Origin of the sequence: Neorhizobium sp. LjRoot104 (assembly GCF_964253725.1) — a bacterium.
In the GTDB taxonomy this organism is placed as follows: Bacteria; Pseudomonadota; Alphaproteobacteria; order Rhizobiales; family Rhizobiaceae; genus Neorhizobium.
Map to the genome: position 1 here is coordinate 78,361 of NZ_CAXURS020000003.1, position 19,623 is coordinate 97,983.

General features: G+C 57.8%; 21 protein-coding genes. 11 read left to right on the forward strand and 10 right to left on the reverse strand.

All coding sequences use genetic code 11. The features are described from left to right. Positions 1-4: 4 nt before the first annotated feature. Genes ACSQ8R_RS32060 through ACSQ8R_RS32070 form a run of 3 tightly spaced genes read right to left on the reverse strand, consistent with a single transcriptional unit; the run spans position 5 to position 2,065 of the window. Positions 5-928 carry a cation diffusion facilitator family transporter gene (locus ACSQ8R_RS32060; protein WP_436257414.1) on the reverse strand — a complete coding sequence of 308 codons (924 nt, stop codon included), beginning with the start codon at positions 926-928 and terminating at the stop codon, positions 5-7. Positions 929-962: 34 nt separating this feature from the next. Beyond that, the gene (locus ACSQ8R_RS32065) at positions 963-1,628 is read right to left on the reverse strand and encodes a DsbA family protein (RefSeq protein ID WP_436257415.1); all 666 of its coding nucleotides are present in this window, start codon (positions 1,626-1,628) and stop codon (positions 963-965) included. Then, on the reverse strand, positions 1,625-2,065 hold the full coding sequence (locus tag ACSQ8R_RS32070; protein WP_436257416.1) for a disulfide bond formation protein B: 441 nt from the start codon (positions 2,063-2,065) through the stop codon (positions 1,625-1,627). The genes ACSQ8R_RS32065 and ACSQ8R_RS32070 overlap by 4 nt, the downstream gene beginning before the upstream one ends. 217 nt (positions 2,066-2,282) lie before the next feature. Here ACSQ8R_RS32070 and ACSQ8R_RS32075 point away from each other — a divergent pair, with 217 nt between their 5' ends. The 3 genes from ACSQ8R_RS32075 (at position 2,283) to ACSQ8R_RS32085 (ending at position 5,653) form a co-directional block, all read left to right on the forward strand. Beyond that, positions 2,283-2,897, forward strand: coding sequence for an SCO family protein (locus ACSQ8R_RS32075; RefSeq protein ID WP_436257417.1), 615 nt, complete (start codon positions 2,283-2,285; stop codon positions 2,895-2,897). A 77-nt stretch (positions 2,898-2,974) separates the two neighbouring features. Further along, on the forward strand, positions 2,975-3,643 hold the full coding sequence (locus tag ACSQ8R_RS32080) for a L,D-transpeptidase (RefSeq protein WP_436257418.1): 669 nt from the start codon (positions 2,975-2,977) through the stop codon (positions 3,641-3,643). A gap of 252 nt (positions 3,644-3,895) precedes the next feature. Next, complete coding sequence (locus tag ACSQ8R_RS32085) at positions 3,896-5,653, forward strand: peptidoglycan D,D-transpeptidase FtsI family protein (RefSeq protein ID WP_436257419.1); 1,758 nt, start codon at positions 3,896-3,898, stop codon at positions 5,651-5,653. A 558-nt stretch (positions 5,654-6,211) separates the two neighbouring features. Here ACSQ8R_RS32085 and cueR read toward each other — a convergent pair. Together cueR and ACSQ8R_RS32095 are read right to left on the reverse strand one after the other, a co-directional pair. After that, positions 6,212-6,616, reverse strand: coding sequence for a Cu(I)-responsive transcriptional regulator (cueR, locus tag ACSQ8R_RS32090; RefSeq protein ID WP_436257420.1), 405 nt, complete (start codon positions 6,614-6,616; stop codon positions 6,212-6,214). Between the two features lie 17 nt (positions 6,617-6,633). After that, on the reverse strand, positions 6,634-9,132 hold the full coding sequence (locus ACSQ8R_RS32095; RefSeq protein WP_436257421.1) for a heavy metal translocating P-type ATPase: 2,499 nt from the start codon (positions 9,130-9,132) through the stop codon (positions 6,634-6,636). A 205-nt stretch (positions 9,133-9,337) separates the two neighbouring features. Between ACSQ8R_RS32095 and copM the strand changes: the two genes are divergently transcribed. From copM to ACSQ8R_RS32130, 7 genes are all read left to right on the forward strand, one after another. Continuing rightward, positions 9,338-9,748, forward strand: a complete 411-nt coding sequence (gene copM / locus ACSQ8R_RS32100) for a CopM family metallochaperone (RefSeq protein WP_436257455.1) — start codon at positions 9,338-9,340, stop codon at positions 9,746-9,748. Between the two features lie 78 nt (positions 9,749-9,826). Continuing rightward, complete coding sequence (locus ACSQ8R_RS32105; RefSeq protein WP_436257422.1) at positions 9,827-11,110, forward strand: hypothetical protein; 1,284 nt, start codon at positions 9,827-9,829, stop codon at positions 11,108-11,110. 116 nt (positions 11,111-11,226) lie between these two features. Next, complete coding sequence (locus ACSQ8R_RS32110) at positions 11,227-11,721, forward strand: DUF305 domain-containing protein (RefSeq protein ID WP_436257423.1); 495 nt, start codon at positions 11,227-11,229, stop codon at positions 11,719-11,721. A 232-nt stretch (positions 11,722-11,953) separates the two neighbouring features. Further along, a complete protein-coding gene (locus tag ACSQ8R_RS32115; protein WP_436257424.1) occupies positions 11,954-12,244 on the forward strand; it encodes a hypothetical protein in 291 nt (96 codons plus the stop codon). Positions 12,245-12,254: 10 nt separating this feature from the next. Next, complete coding sequence (locus tag ACSQ8R_RS32120; RefSeq protein ID WP_142174645.1) at positions 12,255-12,944, forward strand: transporter; 690 nt, start codon at positions 12,255-12,257, stop codon at positions 12,942-12,944. A gap of 379 nt (positions 12,945-13,323) precedes the next feature. After that, complete coding sequence (locus tag ACSQ8R_RS32125; protein ID WP_436257425.1) at positions 13,324-13,968, forward strand: class I SAM-dependent methyltransferase; 645 nt, start codon at positions 13,324-13,326, stop codon at positions 13,966-13,968. A 110-nt stretch (positions 13,969-14,078) separates the two neighbouring features. After that, positions 14,079-14,375: a PRC-barrel domain-containing protein gene (locus ACSQ8R_RS32130; RefSeq protein WP_436257426.1), complete on the forward strand. Its 297-nt coding sequence runs from the start codon at positions 14,079-14,081 to the stop codon at positions 14,373-14,375. A gap of 88 nt (positions 14,376-14,463) precedes the next feature. Here the strand turns inward: ACSQ8R_RS32130 and ACSQ8R_RS32135 are convergent, their stop codons facing one another. The 5 genes from ACSQ8R_RS32135 to ACSQ8R_RS32155 all read right to left on the reverse strand — a co-directional run bounded on the left by ACSQ8R_RS32135 (position 14,464) and on the right by ACSQ8R_RS32155 (position 18,808). Then, positions 14,464-14,901: a YqaA family protein gene (locus ACSQ8R_RS32135; protein ID WP_436257427.1), complete on the reverse strand. Its 438-nt coding sequence runs from the start codon at positions 14,899-14,901 to the stop codon at positions 14,464-14,466. Next, a complete protein-coding gene (locus ACSQ8R_RS32140) occupies positions 14,898-16,220 on the reverse strand; it encodes an MFS transporter (protein WP_436257428.1) in 1,323 nt (440 codons plus the stop codon). Before ACSQ8R_RS32140 ends, ACSQ8R_RS32135 begins: the two co-directional genes overlap by 4 nt. Before the next feature lie 9 nt (positions 16,221-16,229). Beyond that, positions 16,230-17,444 carry a nickel/cobalt efflux transporter gene (locus tag ACSQ8R_RS32145; RefSeq protein ID WP_436257429.1) on the reverse strand — a complete coding sequence of 405 codons (1,215 nt, stop codon included), beginning with the start codon at positions 17,442-17,444 and terminating at the stop codon, positions 16,230-16,232. Between the two features lie 8 nt (positions 17,445-17,452). Continuing rightward, on the reverse strand, positions 17,453-17,734 hold the full coding sequence (locus tag ACSQ8R_RS32150) for a metal-sensing transcriptional repressor (protein WP_142174639.1): 282 nt from the start codon (positions 17,732-17,734) through the stop codon (positions 17,453-17,455). Between the two features lie 597 nt (positions 17,735-18,331). After that, a complete protein-coding gene (locus ACSQ8R_RS32155; RefSeq protein ID WP_436257430.1) occupies positions 18,332-18,808 on the reverse strand; it encodes a helix-turn-helix domain-containing protein in 477 nt (158 codons plus the stop codon). Positions 18,809-19,191: 383 nt separating this feature from the next. Between ACSQ8R_RS32155 and ACSQ8R_RS32160 the strand changes: the two genes are divergently transcribed. Beyond that, positions 19,192-19,464, forward strand: coding sequence for a hypothetical protein (locus ACSQ8R_RS32160; RefSeq protein ID WP_436257431.1), 273 nt, complete (start codon positions 19,192-19,194; stop codon positions 19,462-19,464). Positions 19,465-19,623 lie beyond the last annotated feature (159 nt).

Genomic DNA, 19,623 nt, shown 5'->3' on the forward strand with positions numbered 1-19,623 from the left:
ACCGCTATAGCTTGTCGACCTCGTGCCCGATGACCTTGGAATCGTTGTCACAGCGGTCGTCGGGTGTCTCTATTTCCAGCGTGCTGTGAGCGATGCCATGTTTCTCCTGTAGGATCTTTCTGGCCATCCGCTTCACTTTGGCAACCTCGATGAAAGAATCGTTGGCGACGACAAGATGAGCCTCGAAGGCATTGTGACCTTCATCAAGAGCCCAGACGTGGACATGATGGACATCCTGCACGCCTTCGACGGAGCGAAGATCGAGTACCACTTGCACGGCATCGACATTCTCAGGGGTCGCCATCATCAGCAGCCGGATCGAGGATCCGATTTCCGTGAACGCCTGCCAGAGAATGTAGCCAGCGATCAGAAGTGTGATCGCCGGGTCGATCCATATCCATCCATAGATGAGCACGACGGTACCAGCAATGATGACACCGACGGATCCGAGAGCATCAGCCACGTTGTGAAGGAACGCCGCACGGATGTTCATGCTGCTTTTCGAAAGGGCATAGGTGAGCATCGCGGTAACCACATCGATTGCCAACGCGATGCTCGCCACGATGACGACGATCCATCCTTCGATCGGCTCCGGATTGATGAACCGCATCACTGCTTCGTAGAGAAGGTAAAGGCCGATGACGATGAGGGTCGTGTAGTTGATCAGCGCGGCGACGATTTCGGCACGAACGTAACCGAAGGTCATCGTATCGTCCGCCGGGCGGCGTGATATCCTCCTCGCTCCATACGCAATGACGAGCGATGCCGCGTCGCTGAAATTATGCAGGGCATCTGCGATCAGCGACAGGCTGCCGGAGAGGATGCCCCCGGCGATCTGTGCGAAGGTCAGGAGCACGTTGACGAGGATGGCCCACCAGATGCGCTTGTCGCCGGCATCGGCTCCGTGATCGTGATGATGTCCGCTCATGCCGTGCTACTTGGGTGCCGTTTTCGGGCCGATCTTATGAACTCGGCTTCGTTGCGTCGATTTCAGCTTTGACGAGATTGTAAAGCCCTTGCGGACTGAACTCGGTCAGCGGCTTCCCATTTACGAAGAACGTCGGAGTCTGCTCGACCTTGTTGATACGTACGTCCGCCATATCCTGCGCAAGGACGGCATCGACCGCGGGAGAGGCCGCGTCCCTTCGGGCCTGGTCGAGGTCGAGTCCAGCGCTTGCTGCCGCCTGCCATGCCTTTTCGAGATCCGGTTCGCCATGCGCCGCCCAGACAGGCTGCTGCGCGAGCAGCGCCTCGAGGACTGGCTGGAAGCGGTTCTGTTTGCGGGCCGCCTCGAGAATGCGGACTGCCTCGTCAGATCCCTTGTGAAAAGCGGCGTAGCGAAGCACGAGACGGACGCTCGGCCCTGTCTGGGCCATCATTTGCTTCACGATCGGATAGAAGGCCCGGCACGCTTCGCAGGACGGATCGAAAAATTCGACGATGGTAACGGGCGCCGCAACAGGGCCCATGACGGGCGAATGCATTCGGACGAGCGTGTCGTTGCCTGATGGCGCTGGACCCGGCACAGGGGCCGGAGCAGGAGTGTTGCCGCTGTAGATGGCTGCTCCTCCTGCGAAAACTGCTATGCCGACCGCAGCCGTGGCTAGAACGAGGGTGCGTCTGTTCATGATGAGGTTCTCCAGCGCACGGTTAGAAGGAGGACGATTATTGCGGTGAATGCCGCGAGCGAAAGGAGGGGAATAGGCAGAGCCCCAAACAGGATCATTCCGTCCCCCGAGCATGAGGGACCTTGCCCGCATGGCTTGATGGCGGTTGGAATGATATTGAAATAGAGAAGGTTGTGGAATGCCGCGATCAGCCAGCCGATGGCCGCGAGGGGTGCGGCATAGAACCAAGCACCTCCGTCCGATCGGTAGGCGGCAACGGCAAGCAGAATGGCCAGCGGGAACATGAAGGCTCGCTGATACCAGCACAGATCGCAGGGTGCCTGCCCCATCACCTCGCCGATAAATAGAGCGCCAAGCGTTGACAGGAGCGCGATGAGCCATGCCCCGAACGTCGGGAGCCAAGTCTTGTCATCCTTGTTTATTTCAGCCGCGACCATCCAATCTCCTTCCAATATTCGAAGACATTGTCAGACCTCTAGTACCTTGAGGGTCAAGGACCGGTTGCAGTCATGGGCGGGGTTTTCTGTAATTTTCGATACTTGTCGAACTGCGTCACATCAACGCGGAACCAGCAGTTGCCGCAGAAAGCATCTTGAACCTCAGGCTACTAGAGGGATTAAGGCTAGTCCCGTAGCGAATCGTGCGGGAGAATGGATGAAGCGCCTTCGGATTTTTCAGATCGTGTTGTGGTGCCTGGTCGCGATCGTTGGTGCAGGGCTCCTTGTGTTTGGAAACGTCCTGCCGTTCCGATCGGGAAACCAGGTGGTTGATGCGTCTGCACCCGTTATCGGCAAGCCCTTTGAACTCGTCTCGCACAAAGGCGAGGTGATCAACAATGCCGCCCTCAAGGGCAGGCCATACCTGGCGTTCTTCGGCTTTACCCACTGCCCCGATATCTGCCCTACGACTCTCTTCGAGCTGACGGATCTCATGACTGAGCTGGGCCCGCTGGCTGACAAGTTCAACGTAGCGTTCATCAGCGTAGATCCTGAGCGGGACACCCAGGATCTGTTGAAGGAATACATGACCTCGTTTGATCCCAGGATCATGGCTCTTCGAGGCAATCCACATCAGACCGAGGTCGCTCTCAAGGCCTTCGCTGCCTACGCAAAGCGGGTTCCGACGGAGGGCGGCAACTACACCATGGATCATACGGCGGGGGTTTACCTCATGGACGCGAACGGCACCTTCAAAGGAACGCTCGATATGCATGAACCCCGAGAAACCCGCCTTCACAAGATCCGCAATCTGGTTGCGGGAATGAGCTGAGCTGGTCACTTTGAGCCCGCAATACATATTCAAGAGGAAATCCATTGCAGGAAAGAAACATCACCAGGCGCGGACTCATGACGATCGGGGCAGGGACCGCGGTTATCGCTCTAGCAGGCTGCTCGACGACAGCTCGAGAGACGGCGCAGCCGACAGCCGCTCCACTGGAAGATCCTACGCTCGCTTCGATCTACGGACCCGTTCCCGATGAGCAGTTTCCGCTACCGGCTGTTCCGTACCAGAAAATCGGCAAGCGATATCATCGGCAACTCGTAAGCGATCCGACGGGCGAGCGTCCTGGAACTCTCGTCGTCGATACTGCAAACTTTTTCCTCTATCTCACCCAAGAGAATGGACAGGCGATGCGTTACGGCGTTGGCCTCGGCCGACAGGGGTTCGAATGGGCCGGGAAGGGGGTCATCCAGTACAAACGCGAATGGCCGCGCTGGACCCCGCCGGACGAGATGGTAGCCCGACAGCCCGAACTGGTCCCCTATAGTATCGCGAACGGTGGAATGGCTCCGGGTTTGAACAACCCACTCGGCGCGCGAGCTTTGTACATCTTCCAGAATGGAGAAGACACGCTCTACCGCATCCACGGTTCGCCGGAATGGTGGAGCATCGGCAAGGCGGTCTCGTCCGGATGCGTCCGGATGATCAATCAGGATGTCATCGACCTCTACAGCCGGGTGCCGGACAGGGCGGCGATCGTCGTTGCCAGCCTGCCGCGCCCCTCGACAGCATAACCGAGGATCAACAAGTCGCTGGCATGCCCCGTTTCACGGAAATGCTATCGCGACGTTATCTGCAAGTCAGACTTCGTTAATTTCAAGTCCGTAAATGTTTCAACCTTAACTGTATATTTATGCAGTTTTTAATGATCGCCGCTCGACGTTTCAATTCTGCGTTGGCTGTCATCGAGGCTGTGTAAAGATCCCTGAATATCCAGCAGACAGGCGTACCTGTGTCGGCGGAACGGTTCTTGTAGGTCGATTGCAATGCTTTCATTCGTTGTGCGGCTCAGGAGCCGATCCCATTTCAGTATAAAGAGCCGTTTGGGCAGTGAAGGCGGCGTGCGTGTCGCCGGATCCGGTGCTCAGCGTCGGAAGCAGGCGAAGCAGCGTGTCGGAATCCTGATCGCGGGGTTCGCAGTACTCTTTTCTATCGTTGGCAGCCGTCTCGTATGGTATGGCTTTCGCGAACCTCTGACGACGGCCTCGATCGGCAACCCGACACTCGTCGCCTCACGTCCGGACATAGTCGATCGTAATGGCGAACTGCTCGCGACCGACCTGAACATGACCTCACTCTATGCCGATCCGCGCCGGATCGTTGATCCCAACGAGGTTGTCGAGAAGCTCTCCTCAGTAGTCCCCAACCTAGATTGGCGTGAGACGCATCAGAAGCTGCGTTCGAAGACAGCGTTCCAGTGGCTGAAGCGTCAGCTCACTCCGAGGCAGCAGGCCGACATTCTGGCCCTTGGTATTCCGGGCATCGGCTTCCGTCCGGAGAAGCGGCGTTTCTACCCCGGCGCCGAAACCGCCTCCCACATCGTAGGTCATGTCAATGTCGACAACCAGGGCCTGGCCGGGATGGAGCGTTATCTCGATCAGCAAGGTCTCGCGGACCTTCGCCAACTCGGTATGACGAGCGGCGCACCTCTCGAACCCGTCCGGTTGTCGATCGACATCCGCGTCCAGACCATCGTTCGCGATGTCGCCGCGAAGGCGATGGAATCGTACCAGGCCGAGGCGGCAGGTGCGGCCATCATCGATGTCGACACTGGCGAAGTGATCGCGATGGCATCCGTCCCTGACTATAATCCGAACGAGCCGTCGCGAAATCTGCCGGACGGCAGCGTGGACAAGGAGTACGAGAAGGGCTGGTTCAATAGGATGAGCAACGCGACCTTCGAGATGGGGTCGACGTTCAAGAGCTTTACCCTCGCGATGGGACTTGATGCCGGAAAGATCAATCTGAACACCGTCGTCGACGCGTCACGTCCGATCCGCATGGGTGGCTTCACGATCAAGGACTTCAAGGGCAAGAACAGGGCGCTCACCATCCCGGAGGTCTTCCAGTACTCCTCGAACATCGGCACTGCCGCTGTTGCGGACCGCGTTGGTATAGAAGGCCACCAGGAGTTCCTGACAAGGCTTGGTCTTCTTTCGAAGATGAATACCGAGATGCCCGGTGTCGCGACCCCCACTCAACCGCGAACATGGAAGAAGATCAACTCGGTGACGATCTCGTTCGGTCACGGGGTTGCGACGACACCGCTCCAGACCGCAGTTGCGGCCGCCTCCCTGATCAACGGCGGTAAGCTGCTTCCTCCGACCTTTCTGCCCCGCGGACCGGAGGCTGCAGCATATCTGGCGAAGACCGTGGTCAAGGACTCAACAAGCGCAGACATGCGCTACCTCTTCACCTGGAACGGTCTCAAAGGATCTGGACGCGGCGCCCAAGTCGAGGGCTTTAACGTCGGTGGCAAGACGGGGACTGCGGACAAAGTTATCAATGGGCGCTACGCAAGCAATATTAACTTCAACGCCTTCGTGGCGGCCTTCCCAATGGACAAGCCTAAATACATTGTTCTCAGCATCATCGATGCGCCAAAGACTGGAGAGCATGGCGGCCGCACGGCTGCCTCGACTGCCGCACCCATGGTGAAGCAGATCATTTCCCGCTCAGCGCCATTGCTCGGAGTGAAGCCGCGCTTTGGAAACGGTGACGAATACCTGCTAGCAGACTATTAACATCTTGATGCCGGAGACCTACCCACCCAGTCGGCGCTGTGATAAAGTTCCATAACTAGGCGTTATCCCACGAAGTACGTCTTTCAGACACTTAAGCTATCTGACCAACCTGTCGCCGGTTCGACTCCTTTCAAGGCGACGTACGGCAAATAGGAAGGAAACAAGACCATATCGCCGGAGAGGTCGTTTCCTCTTGCCGAATTCGGAGATGCGATGTTGAAATCGTTCATCAAAACGCCAAACAGGGAAACTACGGGTGCGCCACTGTTCGACGGTGGCGGTTTCGTTTGCTGTCGCCTCCCTATTCGCGATTGCAGCTTGACGCATGCCGATCGTTGGCGTCCGGTTTTTATTGTCTTCCCCTATGATCGAGAAATGGGTACGTGAGTACATCAGCATCTCAAGCGGTGTCGTTTGACCGGCGTAGGAAGGGGGCGTGGCTCTTACGCTTTGACGGCCACGTTCGCGACGTCAGGTCATCCGTTAGTATGGCGTCGAAACGACTTTTCCATTAAAGTGCTTCAGGCGCATTTTTTCGAGATTGAGCGGGGCGTCGTTTCAGCTTGACTGAAAACTTGGTTCTCCTGAAAGTTCATCGATAATCGGGCAATCCGGCCGCTCGTCGCCATGGCAGTTCTGGACAAGGTGGTATAACGCGCCGCGTAGTCCAACCAGCTCAGCAATCTTCCGGTCGACCTCTACCAACTTCGCCTGTGCAATCGCCTTGACCTCCGCACTTTCACGGGCTTTGTCATTGTAGAGTGACAGCAGTTGCCGACACTCTTCCACCGAAAACCCAAGGCTGCGGCCACGCTGTAAAAACCGCAGCCCATGGAGGTCCTTGATCGAGTAGTCACGGTAGCCGTTATCAGCGCGCCCAGGCTTCAAAAGTCCGATTTCCTCGTAGTAGCGGATGGTCTTTGCCGGCAGGCCGGATCGTAACGACGCATCACCAATATTCATTGAAAGCCCCCTTGAGCTTATAGTTTCAGACTGCGCAGGCGGAGCGCATTTCCAATGACGGACACGGAGGACAGGCTCATGGCGGCAGCCGCGATCATCGGCGACAGCAGTGTTCCGAAAACCGGATAGAGGACCCCGGCGGCAATCGGCACGCCAAGCACATTGTAGATAAAGGCAAAAAACAGGTTCTGCTTGATGTTGCGAATGGTCGCAACGGCGAGGGTCCTTGCCCTGACGATGCCATTGAGATCGCCTTTCACAAGCGTGATACCGGCACTTTCCACCGCGACGTCAGCCCCTGTGCCCATGGCGATACCGACCTCGGCCGCCGCAAGTGCAGGGGCGTCGTTCACACCGTCCCCCGCCATGGCGACCTTGGCCCCACTGGCGTGCAACTGGTCGATAAGCGCCTTTTTGTCTTCCGGCAGAACGCCAGCGCGAACTTCATCGATGCCGAGCCTGGAGGCAACCGCCTTTGCGGTCAATTCGTTGTCGCCGGTCGCCATGATGATCCGCAAGCCACTTTCGCGCAGGGCGAGAATAGCCTCCTTCGTGGTGGCCTTGATCGGATCGGCCACAGCGACGATCCCACCGAGCTTGCCGCCGATCGCGACATACATGGCGGTCTTGCCTTCGGTGCGCAGCGCGTCCGCTTGCTTGGCAAGTATTCCCACGTTGACCCCGAGGTCGACCATCATTGCCTGGTTCCCCAGCGCGATGCGCCTGCCGTCAACCAATCCGCTCACGCCCTTTCCGGTGATCGCCTGAAACTCAGTGGTCACCAGGAGGGTTGCGCCACGCTCCTTTGCTCCTTCAACGATGGCCTCGGCCAGTGGATGCTCCGATCCCTGTTCCAAACTCGCGGCAAGCCCGAGCAAGTCTGCCTCGGTCGTGCCTTTAGCGATCAGTATATCAGTGAGCTTCGGCCGCCCTTCCGTAAGGGTCCCGGTTTTATCGACGATGAGGGTATCGACTTTGGCGAAGCGCTCCAGCGCTTGGGCATCCTTGATCAACACGCCGGCCTGGGCGCCACGCCCGGTCGCCGTCATGATCGACATGGGTGTGGCAAGCCCAAGCGCACAGGGGCAAGCAATGATCAGCACCGAGACCGCCGAAACGATTGCGTATATCATGCTGGGTTCAGGGCCTATGATCGCCCACGTGGCAAAAGCCCCAACTGCGACCAGGACCACGGCTGGCACAAAATAGAATGACACTCGATCGGCAAGACCTTGGATCGGCGCACGAGAGCGTTGGGCCTTGGCGACCATCTCGACGATCTTCGAGAGCATGGTGTCGGCACCAATCCGCTCGGCACGCATGATGAAGGTTCCATTCCTGTTGATGGTGCCGCCAGTGACCTTGGCACCCTCGGTGACCTCCACCGGCAGGGGTTCGCCGGTGATCATGGATTCGTCGACGGAGGAGCGGCCCTCGGTGACGATCCCATCGACCGGGATGCTGTTGCCCGGGCGGACCCTCAGCAGGTCTCCGGCCAGCACCTGGTCGAGCGGGATATCTTCCTCAGACCCGTCCTTGCCGATGCGCCTCGCTGTTTTGGGAGCAAGGTCGAGCAAGGCGCGTATTGCCGATCCGGTGCGCTCGCGTGCCCGGAGCTCAAGCACCTGCCCAAGGAAAATCAGCGCGACGATGACGGCCGCGGCCTCGAAATACACCGGGACACTACCGCCGTGGTCACGGAACGTATGGGGGAAAATACTGGGGAATAGGGTCGCGACAAGGCTGTAGCTATAGGCTGCGCCGACGCCCAGTGAGACCAGCGTCCACATGTTGGGCGAGCGGTTGATGATCGACTCGTAGCCGCGCTGGAAGAACGGGGTAGCGGCCCAGAGCACCACCGGAGTGGCAAGCGCCAGTTCGAGCCAGGTGGCCATCGGCTCGCCAATCCATTCCCGGAAAGGCAGCCCAACCATCGGCCCCATGGTAATGATGAGCAAGGGCACGGACAGTAAGGCGCTGATCCACAGCCGCCGTGTAAAATCCACCAACTCGGGGCTTGGGCCCTCATCTCCGGTCGGCACACCCATGGGCTCAAGGGCCATGCCACAGATCGGGCATGATCCCGGCTTGTCGCGAATGATCTCCGGGTGCATCGGGCAGGTATACTGGGTTCCCGGTTTCATCGGCTCGGCAACGGACTTATCGCCGAGATACCTGGCCGGTTCTGCCGCGAATTTGGTCTTGCAGCCATCCGAACAGAAGTAAAAGCCCTTGCTCTCGTGGCGAGTGAAGTGGTTGGCGGAGGCGCGGTCAACGCTCATTCCACAGACCGGATCAATGGCTGTCAGGTAGTCCTGTGGCACTTTGACAAACTTATCATGGCAGGATGCGCTGCAGAAATGATAGGTCAAGCCACCGTGCTCGAAAACTGGTTTGGCTGCTTTGGGATCCACGGTCATTCCGCAGACCGGGTCGCGAACCACCGCTTCTGGTGCTTGAGGATTGGCAGCAGGACTCGAGCCTTCTGTGCTGTGTTCGTGATCGTGGGTCGCCATTGGCAGTACCTTTCAATTCAATCCAAAAGAGTACCGGTTCCCGTGACTGGAAGGTCAAGCGATTTCTTCAAAATAGACATGCTGTGGCGCTAGACGAAAATCGTAGCAATGAGTACCGATTTTCCTTGACCTTCCCCTCGCTGGAAGGAGCACGCTGTCGCAACCCCTCCTTGAAGAGGTTTGTTCCAGCTTGAAAGGTAAACCCATGAAACAGTCTCTCCTGCTCGCAAGCGCCATCCTGCTATTTGCCGCCCCGATTGCTAACGCCGAGGAAGGCAGTTTTCCGGAGGTTTGCAAAAGCGACATGGCGATGGATATGAACGCCGACCATTCCAAGATGATGACCGGCATGATGACCGAGGAGCATCAGAAGGCTGGAATGACCGGCATGATGCGGATGGATAAGGACATGATGCAGGGGATGATGCACAAGGACCCCGACGTGGCCTTCGTCTGTGGCATGATCGCTCACCACATGGGCGCCATCGACATGAGCAAGGTAGAGCTCAAATACGGTAAGAATGCCTGGGCCAAGGAAATGGCGCAGAAGGTTATCGACGCGCAGACCAGGGAAATCGCTGATATGACCGAGTGGCTTAAAACCAACGCGAAGTGAAACGGTTCACATCAACCGTCTTATCGCCGATAGCCGGGTCTGTTGGCCCGGGCCTCCCGCCCAAGCGAAAGACTTAAGATGCCCCCAGCTCCAACCGTGGCGGATGGTCGTTCGTCGCTTGCTGCACGACTGAACCGCAAGTGCTTTTGCGTTACCCTCGACCGGGCAGCGCTTTCGGCTGCGTTGTCGCTGGAGGCCGGCGAGCCTCAGTTCTCCGAGACTTTCATGGCGTCTCGGCCGCATTTGTTTTCGAACGTTCCGGTCTTCCTCGCTGCATCGGCGCTTGACGAGATGCAAGCTATTGTCGTGGCCGTCGAGGCAACTGCCAAGCTACCGGGTTACCGCGAAACCGTTCTATCCTGGGCTCCCGAAATCGCTCAGCGGGATTTTGGTCCCGTTGGCGCGATGATGGGCTATGATTTTCATCTGGACGATGACGGTCCGAAGCTCATTGAGGTCAACACCAACGCGGGCGGAGCCTTTCTCAATGCCGTGCTCGCCAAGGCCCAGAAAGCATGCTGCTCCGAAGTCGACCGAACGGCAGTCGATACAAGATACGATGATTTCGAAACCAGCGTCGTTGCGATGTTCAAAAATGAATGGCGCCTCCAGCGTAAAGCCGGTTCGCCACAACGGATCGCAATCATTGATGATCAACCGGAGGAGCAATACCTGTATCCGGAATTCGTTCTTGCTCGTAATGTTTTACTAAAACATGGGTTTGAAGCGATTGTCGGGGATGCCAGCGCGCTGGCATATAAGGACGGCAGGCTTCGGCTCGACGGAGAGGAGATTGACCTCGTCTACAACCGACTGGTCGATTTCACACTCGAACGCCCCGAACATGCCGCGTTGAGAGCGGCTTATCAGGATGGCGCCGTGGTGGTCACGCCCAATCCGCACAATCACGCGCTTCTATCCAGCAAGCGCAATCTGACGCTGCTATCCGATCCGGCGAGGCTTGAAGCCTTTGGTCTTTCTTCGGAGATGCGCTCGCGGCTGGCCAGCGTGCCGCAGACCATGCTGGTTACGCCCGATAATTCGGACTCTCTTTGGCAGTCTCGAAATGACATGTTCTTCAAGCCGCTCTCAGGCCACGGCAGCAAAGCGGTCTATCGTGGCGACAAGGTGACAAAGCGAGTTTGGGCCGACATCGCCCTTGGCGGATATGTCGCCCAGGCCTTTGCCTCACCTGGACAGCGTATAATCGAGATCGACGGCGCACCCACGCCGCGCAAGATGGACGTGCGGCTTTATACATACGATGGCCGAGTGTTGCTTGCGGCTGCCCGTCTCTACCAAGGCCAGACTACAAATTTCCGGACACCCGGCGGCGGTTTTTCCCCGATACTGGCCGTCTAGAAACGTGGTTCGGTGCTGGTCGTGGCAGCCTGGATCGATCAAGCGTGAGAATGGCCAGGAACTGTATGAACCTGGCATAACGTTCGCACCATAATGCTCTAAATGAGGAGGTTTCCATGAGCTACGTGCGCTTTGCTGCAATGATAATTGTCTCAACCGTCATCATGTTTGCGCTGATGTACCTGAACACATTCGCTTTGAATCATGTCTTCTTTAGCCAGACCCGCGCCTGGATGGCCTTGCTCATGGGCGCAGTCATGGCGGCGATCATGCTTTTGTTTATGTGGAACATGTACGCGAGCAGAAACATCAATTTTGCGATCCTGGCCGTGAGCGCCCTGGTTTTTGCAATTTCACTTTGGCTGGTGCGCAGCCAGGCAACTGTAGACGACGTTTCGTATATGAAAGCTATGGTTCCTCACCATTCGATTGCGATCATGACCAGTGACCGGGCCCACATCCACGATCCACGTGTCCGAAAACTCGCGGACGGGATCATTGCGGCACAGGTGAAGGAAATCGCTGAAATGAAAACGTTAATCGAGGATCTGAAAGAACATCCCGTATCCTCAAATGCACCGCAGATGGTCCCTACAGTCTCTCCTCAATAACTGGTCGGCTTGGGCTGGCCTGTCAACTCCTAGGCCATATCAATGGCCCGCATGTAGAGGGCATTGGGCCATGCACGCGCAGCGCATCGTTGATCCTCAACATCAAACATCCCGACTATTCAGCCAACGCCTGTCCGGCGGGACCACGCGGGTTATCTTGTGCTCGAAAATCCTTAATTTGTTTGTATTTCAGCATCTTTCGTTCGCCGTGAATTTTGTCTAAAACATGGTCATGACCAGAGAAACCGAAGCCTTCGACTTCCTGGCGCACAAGGCCGAACTTGCCGGCCTGATCGCCAGTTTAGACTGGTCGACCAACCTATCTCGGCGGTCCGGGGACGTGGTCTCAAAGTGTGCGGACGACGGTTACCGTGTATTGCTCAAGAGGTTCGGCCCGGATCAACTGGCGGGGAGGATTTCATCCACCCGTCACCCGATCAGCCGTCCAGATGCCGCCCTGAAGGATCCGTTCATGCCCCAGCTCCGGCCTCGCAAGTGGACCTCCTCGAGCACGCCAAGATGAAAGGATCGCCATGCCAGTCTCGTTATTGACGTTAGGCCCGGTGGCAGCCGCCGTCGTTGCAGCCGGGGTCGCCACGCTGTTCAAGTCTGGGCCTAGAACCATCAGCGGCATCCGCCATTTCGCGGCGGGGGTGGTGTTTGCCGCCGCCGCTGGCGAAATCCTTCCGGACGTGGTGCATGGCAACGCTTCGGCCATCGCGACCTTTGTCGGCGGCGGGCTTGGGCTCGCCCTGATGCTGGTGGTTAAGCAGACAGAGCGGTGGATTCCGGGCCCAGCCGGGTTGATCGCTGCTATCGGGGTCGACCTGCTGATTGATGGTCTGGTGCTCGGGATCGCCATGCTGGCTGGGGAGAAGGCGGGACTGCTGTTAGCCATCGCCCTTACCTTGGAAGTTCTGTCGCTTGGGTTGGTGCTGACCACTTCCCTGGAGCCGCTGCTCAAATCCCCACTGAAAGTCATCGCCAGCATCGGCGGACTTACCCTGCTGCTGCCTCTGGGTGCCCTGCTCGCGACGCCGGCGTCGCTCCTGCCGGCCCCGATGTTCACGGGCTTGCTGGCACTAGGCTTAGTAGCACTGCTGTATCTTGTCACCGAGGAGCTGTTGGTGGAAGCGCATGAGGTCGAGGATACGCCACTCATCACGGCTATGTTTTTCGTTGGCTTCCTGGCGCTGCTCATACTGGAAGAGGTGATGTCGTAGCCCATGCGCCCGCATTAGCAAGTTCTCAATTTCCGCCGGCCGAGAGTGGATGCTAATGTTCGTGTTGTTGACACGTTCTGATAGCCGCCGGGTGGTGTCACTCCCGCCAACCTTTCAGCAAACAGCACCCCTTTTACTGTTCGCCAGGCGCCTGTAAGGCGTCGAACGCAGGCACTGTTGCAGGTTTGGCGCGCGCTTTGGGCAACCGCCAGCCCTTGACCACGCCAAACACGGCCGGAATGACGATCGGAGTCAGCGGCCTCTTCGGCCCAATAGCCGCCGGCCGATATGCGCGGGACGAAACGGCGACTTCATAAAAGCCCTATTATGGGATTGGTCGACATCTGGTAAACTTGGCTTCTTAACGGGGACGATTTCGATGACAGCGACCGACCGACAAAATCATTGGGAGGGCGTCTATAAAGCCAAGGCAGATACCGAAGTCAGTTGGTACGAGGACACTCCCGAATTGTCGTTGGCACTGCTGCGTGAAGCGGGACTGACACCGGAAATGTCGGTCATAGATATAGGCGGTGGTGCGTCACGGTTGGTCGATGCCCTGGTGGAATTCGGTCAGGCCCACGTCAGCGTCCTTGATCTCTCGCGCGCCGCCCTCGATACGGCGAATTCCCGACTGGTGGACGCTGCTCGGGTACAATGGATCGTATCGGATGTGACCGTATGGACGCCCGACCGCAGGTACGATCTCTGGCACGACCGCGCCGCCTTTCATTTCCTGACGACAGTCGCGGATCAGCAGGCCTATGTTCGCGTGCTGGCACAGGCTCTCAGAAACGGAGGCAAAGCCGTGATCGGCACCTTCGCATTGGACGGCCCGGAGAAATGCAGCGGCCTACCCGTTGCCCGCTATGATGCGGACGGCCTCGAGGCCGTTCTCGGCGATCAGTTCAGGCTCGCCACGACACGGTGGCATGAACACACAACCCCCTGGGGATCGATGCAGAAATTTCAGTTCAGCACTTTCGAAAAGATCGGCGAGCCGAGCGCTTCGCCACAGACTTGATCTTTGGCAATGCCCGCACACGATTTCTGGACTACGTTGAGCTCCTGCGCAAGGGAACAAATATCTCTCGCCGGGGTTACTTCCTCATAACAAACAAGGAGGATTATCCAATGGATCATACCAATCACGTACGCCTCGCAGCCACAGAACTGACACCTGCTGTCCTTGAAGGTGCGACGATTTACGGAGCCGACGACCATAAGGTTGGTAAGCTCGATCACGTTCATGGTTCGGGGAGTGGCGGGACGGCCATCATCGATGTCGGCGGTTTCCTTGGCATCGGCGCGAAGCCGGTCGGAGTGCCGCTTGTGGACCTCCAGTTCATGCGTGACGAGGATGGTGATGTCCATGCCGTCACAACCTGGACAAAGGATCAGCTCAAGGAAATGCCCGAGCACAAAGACTAACTTCCGCAGCGAGTGAATCGAAGAAGGAGCCCGGCCTATGCCGGGTTTTTTCTTGCGTGTTCTCCGCTTATAATTCGCTTGTGATCCTTCACATCCAGCTCAGCGTGATTGCGGTAAGAACAAGATAGCGCGTCACCTTGGCGATCGTGACAAGAAGCAGAAACATCCCAAACGGCTCCCTCAGGACGCCGGCCACAACGGTCAGCGGGTCGCCGACCACTGGCAACCAGGACAAAAGCAGCGACCACTTGCCATAGCGTCGGTACCAGAGTGTGGCGCGTTCCAGTGTTCTGGCATTGGCGGGAAACCATTTTCTGTTCCGGAAGCGCTCGATGCCGCGACCCAGACCCCAGTTTATGACGGAGCCCAGCACGTTGCCGGTGCTCGCTACGGTCACCAGAAACCAGACAGGATGACTATCGAGGACGAGCAGTCCGGCAAGGACGGCCTCGGACTGCATGGGGAGAATGGTGGCTGCGGCAAGGGCTGCAAAAAACAGCCCGGCGTAGACGCGGAAGTCGGTCATCCCGAACGCGGCCATTCCTGGTGATGGCTGTCAATGACGAACGTATGGACATGGCGGTGGCCACCCGCGACCCGGTCAGCACCCGCCACGTGCGGATGATCTGGGCCGAGCGCATCGTGTACGTGTTCTATCTCTGCGGGGTCGTCGGTAGGCCAAAGGCGCGTGGCCGCGACGAGTGCGATAATCGCGATCAGCGCGAGTGCCCCGAAGGTGAACGGCAAGCCAACTGTCGCGCCGAGCCAGCCGGCAATCGGGTAGGTCAGAAGCCAGCAGGCGTGGGACAGTGCAAACTGCGCGGCGAACAGAGCTGGACGATCTTCAGGCTGGGAAGATCGGCGCAGCAGGCGGCCGGATGGCGTTTGAGCGAGAGAATATCCGATGCCGAGCACGAACCAGAGCGGAAGCAGCATTGTGTAGTTCTGAACGATGATCCCGAGCGCAAGACCAGTGACAAGAACCAGGGCGCCCGCGAACATTGCCCGGCGATCAGCGATCCGGTCCAGCAGACGGGGAAGGACGAAGGCGGACAACATGGAGCCGCCACCGAATGCCGCGAGTGCTAGCGCCGTCGCGCGCTGGGTGAGCCCGAACTCTGCCTGCACGAGTACTACGGTGTTGACGATCACCATGGCGCTGGCCGCCGCGATCGCGAGGTTCAAAGCCAGAAGCCCGCGCAGCCGGGGCGTGGCGAGGTAGATGCGAAGGCCCCGCGTCGTGCGATCGTAGATACCGCGGGGTTCACTGGCTTTCGGGCTTGGCAGTACCACCGAGACGACAAGCGCTGCGGATGCCAAAAAGCCGGCGACCGTTCCCGCAAACAGGCTGTGAAAGCTGATAAGCGTCAGAAGTGCTGCGGCAAGCATCGGACTGACCACGCTCTCGAGGTCGTAGGCCAGGCGGGATAGTGACAGCGCCCGTGTATACTCCTTCTCGTCCGGAAGAACATCCGGAATGGTCGCCTGGAACGTTGGCGTGAAGGCTGCCGATGCCGACTGCAGAACGAAAATGAGAAGATAAATCTCCCAGATCTGCGTGACGAACGGCAGAGCCAGGGCGACCGCAGCGCGTATGAGATCGAGGCTGACCAGCATCGTGCGTCGCGGCAGGCGCTCTGCGAATGCCGCGGCGATCGGTGCGACACCGACATAGGCGATCATCTTGATGGCAAGTGCGGTTCCGAGTACAGCGCCGGCATCAGCGCCTGCCAGATCATAGGCAAGCAATCCGAGCGCCACGGTCGCGAGACCGGTTCCGACAAGCGCTATGACCTGGGCGAGGAACAGGTGACGGTAGGTTCTGTTCGAGAGGACCTGCAACATCGTTGGAACTCAATTCTGAATTGGTGCGGAGATAGTGGTTGCCGGGGTCGTTGCAGCATGCGCCTGGAGGCCTATCCATCCCTGAATGCCCACGTAGACGCCGACCGCGATGATCAGCATGCTTGAGACATAAGGGGCGCGCCGCGCGAACGTGCTGAACCATGTCCAGCGCTTCGTCGCTTGCCGGACGCCGAGTGCGGCGATAGCCCCAACCGTGACAAGCGTGATGGCAAGACCGATCGAGAAGCACAGCACCAGAGCGAAACCGAGGGAGAACTCCTTGAGCTGGATGCACAGAAGAAGCACCGTGATCGCGGCGGGGCAAGGGATGAGGCCGCCTGTCAGTCCAAAGAGGACGATCTGCCACGTCGTGACGTTCTGGTCGGCAAACTTCCGACGAATGTCGTTGGCATGCGCCAGTTCATGCGCGTCCTGGTAACCATCCGTGCCGACTTCAAGTCCTCTGACCTCCTCATGCATATGATCGTGCCCGTGACCCTCGACGAACGACAAATCATAGTCATGAGTATGATTGCCGTGGCCCAGGATGAGGCGCGCCATGAATTCATGAGGCTCGGGAATCTCGGTGTTGGATTCGAGATAGCCGCCCTTGTTTGCGAATAAGAACGTCTGCCGGCTACCGTCGGGACGTTCCGTCACCACAGTGACGTCGGCGGCAGACCAGGCGTGGCCGCGCTCGGTTCGCAAGCGCCATACGGGCGGCACACCATCCTCGAAAATTTCCAGTGCCACGAGCCCGTGGCCTGTATCGACGCGGCGCATTTCCGCGTGGTCTCCATGCCCGCCGGAGGCGGTGGCTCCGTGGTCATGACCGTTGTGTCCGGAATGGTCATGCCGGGCGGCGGCCTTTGCCATCTTCTGACCCTGCCAGGTGCGCCACACCATCCACAGTGCTATGGCGATGATGGCTGCTGCCGACGCGAGCTGAAAATACGGCTCGAACACCTCGGCATCGACGCCTTGCCAGATATACAGGCCGGCAAAGGCAATTCCCCACACAATGATGGTGTGGGAGACTGTAGCCGCCAATCCCAAGAGGACGGCCTGACTGACTGTGCCTCGGACGGCGACGATAAAGGCGGCCATCATTGTCTTGGAATGACCCGGCTCCAGGCCGTGGAGCGCGCCGAGCAGAATGGCGCTTGGGATAAATAGCCATGCGTGGCCTGACCCCTGGCTGATCAGGTCGGCGAAGCTCGTCATGTCAAACCTCAGAGGTACTTGGTGATGGTCTTGAACTCGTCGATCGCCCGGCGCTGTTCGCTTCCAAGGCCGCCGACCGCGTCTTCGAGGCAGTGATCGAGATGGTCCTGGATCAGTGTTTTCTTTGCCTGGCAGACAGCTTTTTCCACTGCGTGGAGCTGTTGCGCCACATCTACGCAGGGTCTCTGCGCTTCGATCATGGCGATGACGCTGCGCAGGTGTCCCTCCGCGCGTTTCAGCCGTTTGATGATGTCCGGGTGGGTTTCGTGAATGTGCGCTTGGTCTGTCATGGGCCAAGTGCTATCCCCCGGGAGGGGATATGGTCAAGTCGAATTGTGGCGTGGCAATTTGCATTCGTCTCTAAACTGGATAGCAAATCTTTCAATGATGCTTCGCTTCGAAAACAGAATAGCTCGCTTGATGGTCGTTGTTGCGATGAAGATCTCCGTGGTTCTGTTCGCGTTTTCCTTACCTGCGAGTAACCATGCACCCGAATTGCACGACCAAGTGCGTGCAGACGTACATTTCCATATGAAAACCGAAACGGACACTTGACGGCTATACGATAAGTTCCATAAATCGCATTATGCAATTATTGATAAATCTTTGATTTTATTGCAAAAACTTGAGAACTATGTTCGTAGCTTCGATACAGAGAGAAATACGTTTACACGAGAGGAAGCAAAACGTTGAGTGGTTCTTTATGAGCTTCGTTGACGACGCCGCTGTAAAGGCGCGAAGCCAAATGCTTCAGGACAGATTGCCTGTTATGGTCTGTGTGATGACTGACAAGTGTTGCTCAACCTTCGCCGCTGCGGTCGCGGCCCCCATCCAACGCCAACCCAATGAGAGCGAAATAGACGCGCGGCTTGCGCCGCGCCCCTATCTCAGCGGCCCGCCGTGGGTGTCGGTTTATTCTCCATCGAGACAACCAGTTTGAAGATCCGTTCGAGACCTTCAGTATCGAGCTGTCGGATTTCCGAGATCGTATTTTGCAGGAGCCGGGAATGTTCCTGGTTTTCGCCCCATAAATGCGGAGCGGCAGGGGCTAGGATTTCCTCTGGCGTGGCGTCCAGAACTTCGCAGAGATGAATTAGCCGGGAGACGGTCAGTCGGGAAACACTCGTTTCATAGCGATGATAGACCGCGTTACTCAAGCCAAGCAGGGGAGCGATTTTCGAACGTGACAAGGACCGTTTATCGCGGGCCTCTCGGATGCTTGTGCTGATTTTGTCGTCCAGTTCCGCGTTCAGATGGACTTTTCCGTGATAGGGCTTCCGATAGACCGGCTTTTCGAGATCAGGATCCTCGACCAGTTGTAGGCCTAGTTGTTCAACCCAGTTTTCTATCGTTGGACCTGCCATGGTTTTACCGCGTTGTAATCTCTAAGCCTGATTCTTTGTTACCGAATTGGCTACGTGATAGGAACCCTGAAACATAGGTTTTCGGCTAAATTTGGCGCCTCGCTTCGCGACCCGCTCTATGCCTTCGGCACGGAGCCGCTGGAAAAGCGTCTCCGCCCTGCGGGTAACGATCGCTTGCGCAGCGCGGCGGTCGCCGCGAAACAAATAATGATTTGCGCCATATTGGGCTATTCACTGGCATTTACAGTTTGAACGCAAGATACCATATTGCATCAAACCGAGGTCAGGTTGTGACAGGACACTAGCCCGTTCTGCCATGCCGGCAGGGGGCCGCTCTGCCTCGAAACAGGGCGGCCCCTTTTTATTTCTGGGGTATCATCGTCGTGGATATTTCCATTCCAGCAGTCATCGCTTTGGCCGGTTACGTATGGCTCGTGTTGAGAGCGAACCGAACCTTCCACGCCATTCGCAAGGAGCGGTTCGAGCACACAAATGCCGCTGGCGTTCTGCAATTCGACACCTACGAAGAGTTGCGCAAATTCGAGAGCCGCGAAGCCAGCAATCAATTCTGGATCAACGTCGCCGTGCCTGGCGGCGTCATTCCGCTGGCCGCTATTTTCGCTATCATCGCGTCGATCGCTGAGATGTCCTCCTGAAGAAGCCTTCCGCGTGGGTAGATCAACGGTGACACCTTCGGTGTCCTGCTTGCTGGATGAGGGAAAGAGGAGCGCTGCCCTCTCTCCCTCGCAAGCGAAAAAACGGTATCCCCGTCCTTCCTTCGCGCTTTGCGCTCCGTGCAGGATCGCCGCTTACGC

What these genes read in the sequence shown, in the direction of transcription:
- ACSQ8R_RS32060 (WP_436257414.1), bottom strand. Translation starts at nt 928, where the DNA reads ATGAGCGGACATCATCACGATCACGGAGCCGATGCCGGCGACAAGCGC.
- ACSQ8R_RS32065 (WP_436257415.1), bottom strand. Translation starts at nt 1,628, where the DNA reads ATGAACAGACGCACCCTCGTTCTAGCCACGGCTGCGGTCGGCATAGCA.
- ACSQ8R_RS32070 (WP_436257416.1), bottom strand. Translation starts at nt 2,065, where the DNA reads ATGGTCGCGGCTGAAATAAACAAGGATGACAAGACTTGGCTCCCGACG.
- ACSQ8R_RS32075 (WP_436257417.1), top strand. Translation starts at nt 2,283, where the DNA reads ATGAAGCGCCTTCGGATTTTTCAGATCGTGTTGTGGTGCCTGGTCGCG.
- ACSQ8R_RS32080 (WP_436257418.1), top strand. Translation starts at nt 2,975, where the DNA reads ATGACGATCGGGGCAGGGACCGCGGTTATCGCTCTAGCAGGCTGCTCG.
- ACSQ8R_RS32085 (WP_436257419.1), top strand. Translation starts at nt 3,896, where the DNA reads ATGCTTTCATTCGTTGTGCGGCTCAGGAGCCGATCCCATTTCAGTATA.
- cueR (WP_436257420.1), bottom strand. Translation starts at nt 6,616, where the DNA reads ATGAATATTGGTGATGCGTCGTTACGATCCGGCCTGCCGGCAAAGACC.
- ACSQ8R_RS32095 (WP_436257421.1), bottom strand. Translation starts at nt 9,132, where the DNA reads ATGGCGACCCACGATCACGAACACAGCACAGAAGGCTCGAGTCCTGCT.
- copM (WP_436257455.1), top strand. Translation starts at nt 9,338, where the DNA reads ATGAAACAGTCTCTCCTGCTCGCAAGCGCCATCCTGCTATTTGCCGCC.
- ACSQ8R_RS32105 (WP_436257422.1), top strand. Translation starts at nt 9,827, where the DNA reads ATGCCCCCAGCTCCAACCGTGGCGGATGGTCGTTCGTCGCTTGCTGCA.
- ACSQ8R_RS32110 (WP_436257423.1), top strand. Translation starts at nt 11,227, where the DNA reads ATGAGCTACGTGCGCTTTGCTGCAATGATAATTGTCTCAACCGTCATC.
- ACSQ8R_RS32115 (WP_436257424.1), top strand. Translation starts at nt 11,954, where the DNA reads ATGACCAGAGAAACCGAAGCCTTCGACTTCCTGGCGCACAAGGCCGAA.
- ACSQ8R_RS32120 (WP_142174645.1), top strand. Translation starts at nt 12,255, where the DNA reads ATGCCAGTCTCGTTATTGACGTTAGGCCCGGTGGCAGCCGCCGTCGTT.
- ACSQ8R_RS32125 (WP_436257425.1), top strand. Translation starts at nt 13,324, where the DNA reads ATGACAGCGACCGACCGACAAAATCATTGGGAGGGCGTCTATAAAGCC.
- ACSQ8R_RS32130 (WP_436257426.1), top strand. Translation starts at nt 14,079, where the DNA reads ATGGATCATACCAATCACGTACGCCTCGCAGCCACAGAACTGACACCT.
- ACSQ8R_RS32135 (WP_436257427.1), bottom strand. Translation starts at nt 14,901, where the DNA reads ATGACCGACTTCCGCGTCTACGCCGGGCTGTTTTTTGCAGCCCTTGCC.
- ACSQ8R_RS32140 (WP_436257428.1), bottom strand. Translation starts at nt 16,220, where the DNA reads ATGTTGCAGGTCCTCTCGAACAGAACCTACCGTCACCTGTTCCTCGCC.
- ACSQ8R_RS32145 (WP_436257429.1), bottom strand. Translation starts at nt 17,444, where the DNA reads ATGACGAGCTTCGCCGACCTGATCAGCCAGGGGTCAGGCCACGCATGG.
- ACSQ8R_RS32150 (WP_142174639.1), bottom strand. Translation starts at nt 17,734, where the DNA reads ATGACAGACCAAGCGCACATTCACGAAACCCACCCGGACATCATCAAA.
- ACSQ8R_RS32155 (WP_436257430.1), bottom strand. Translation starts at nt 18,808, where the DNA reads ATGGCAGGTCCAACGATAGAAAACTGGGTTGAACAACTAGGCCTACAA.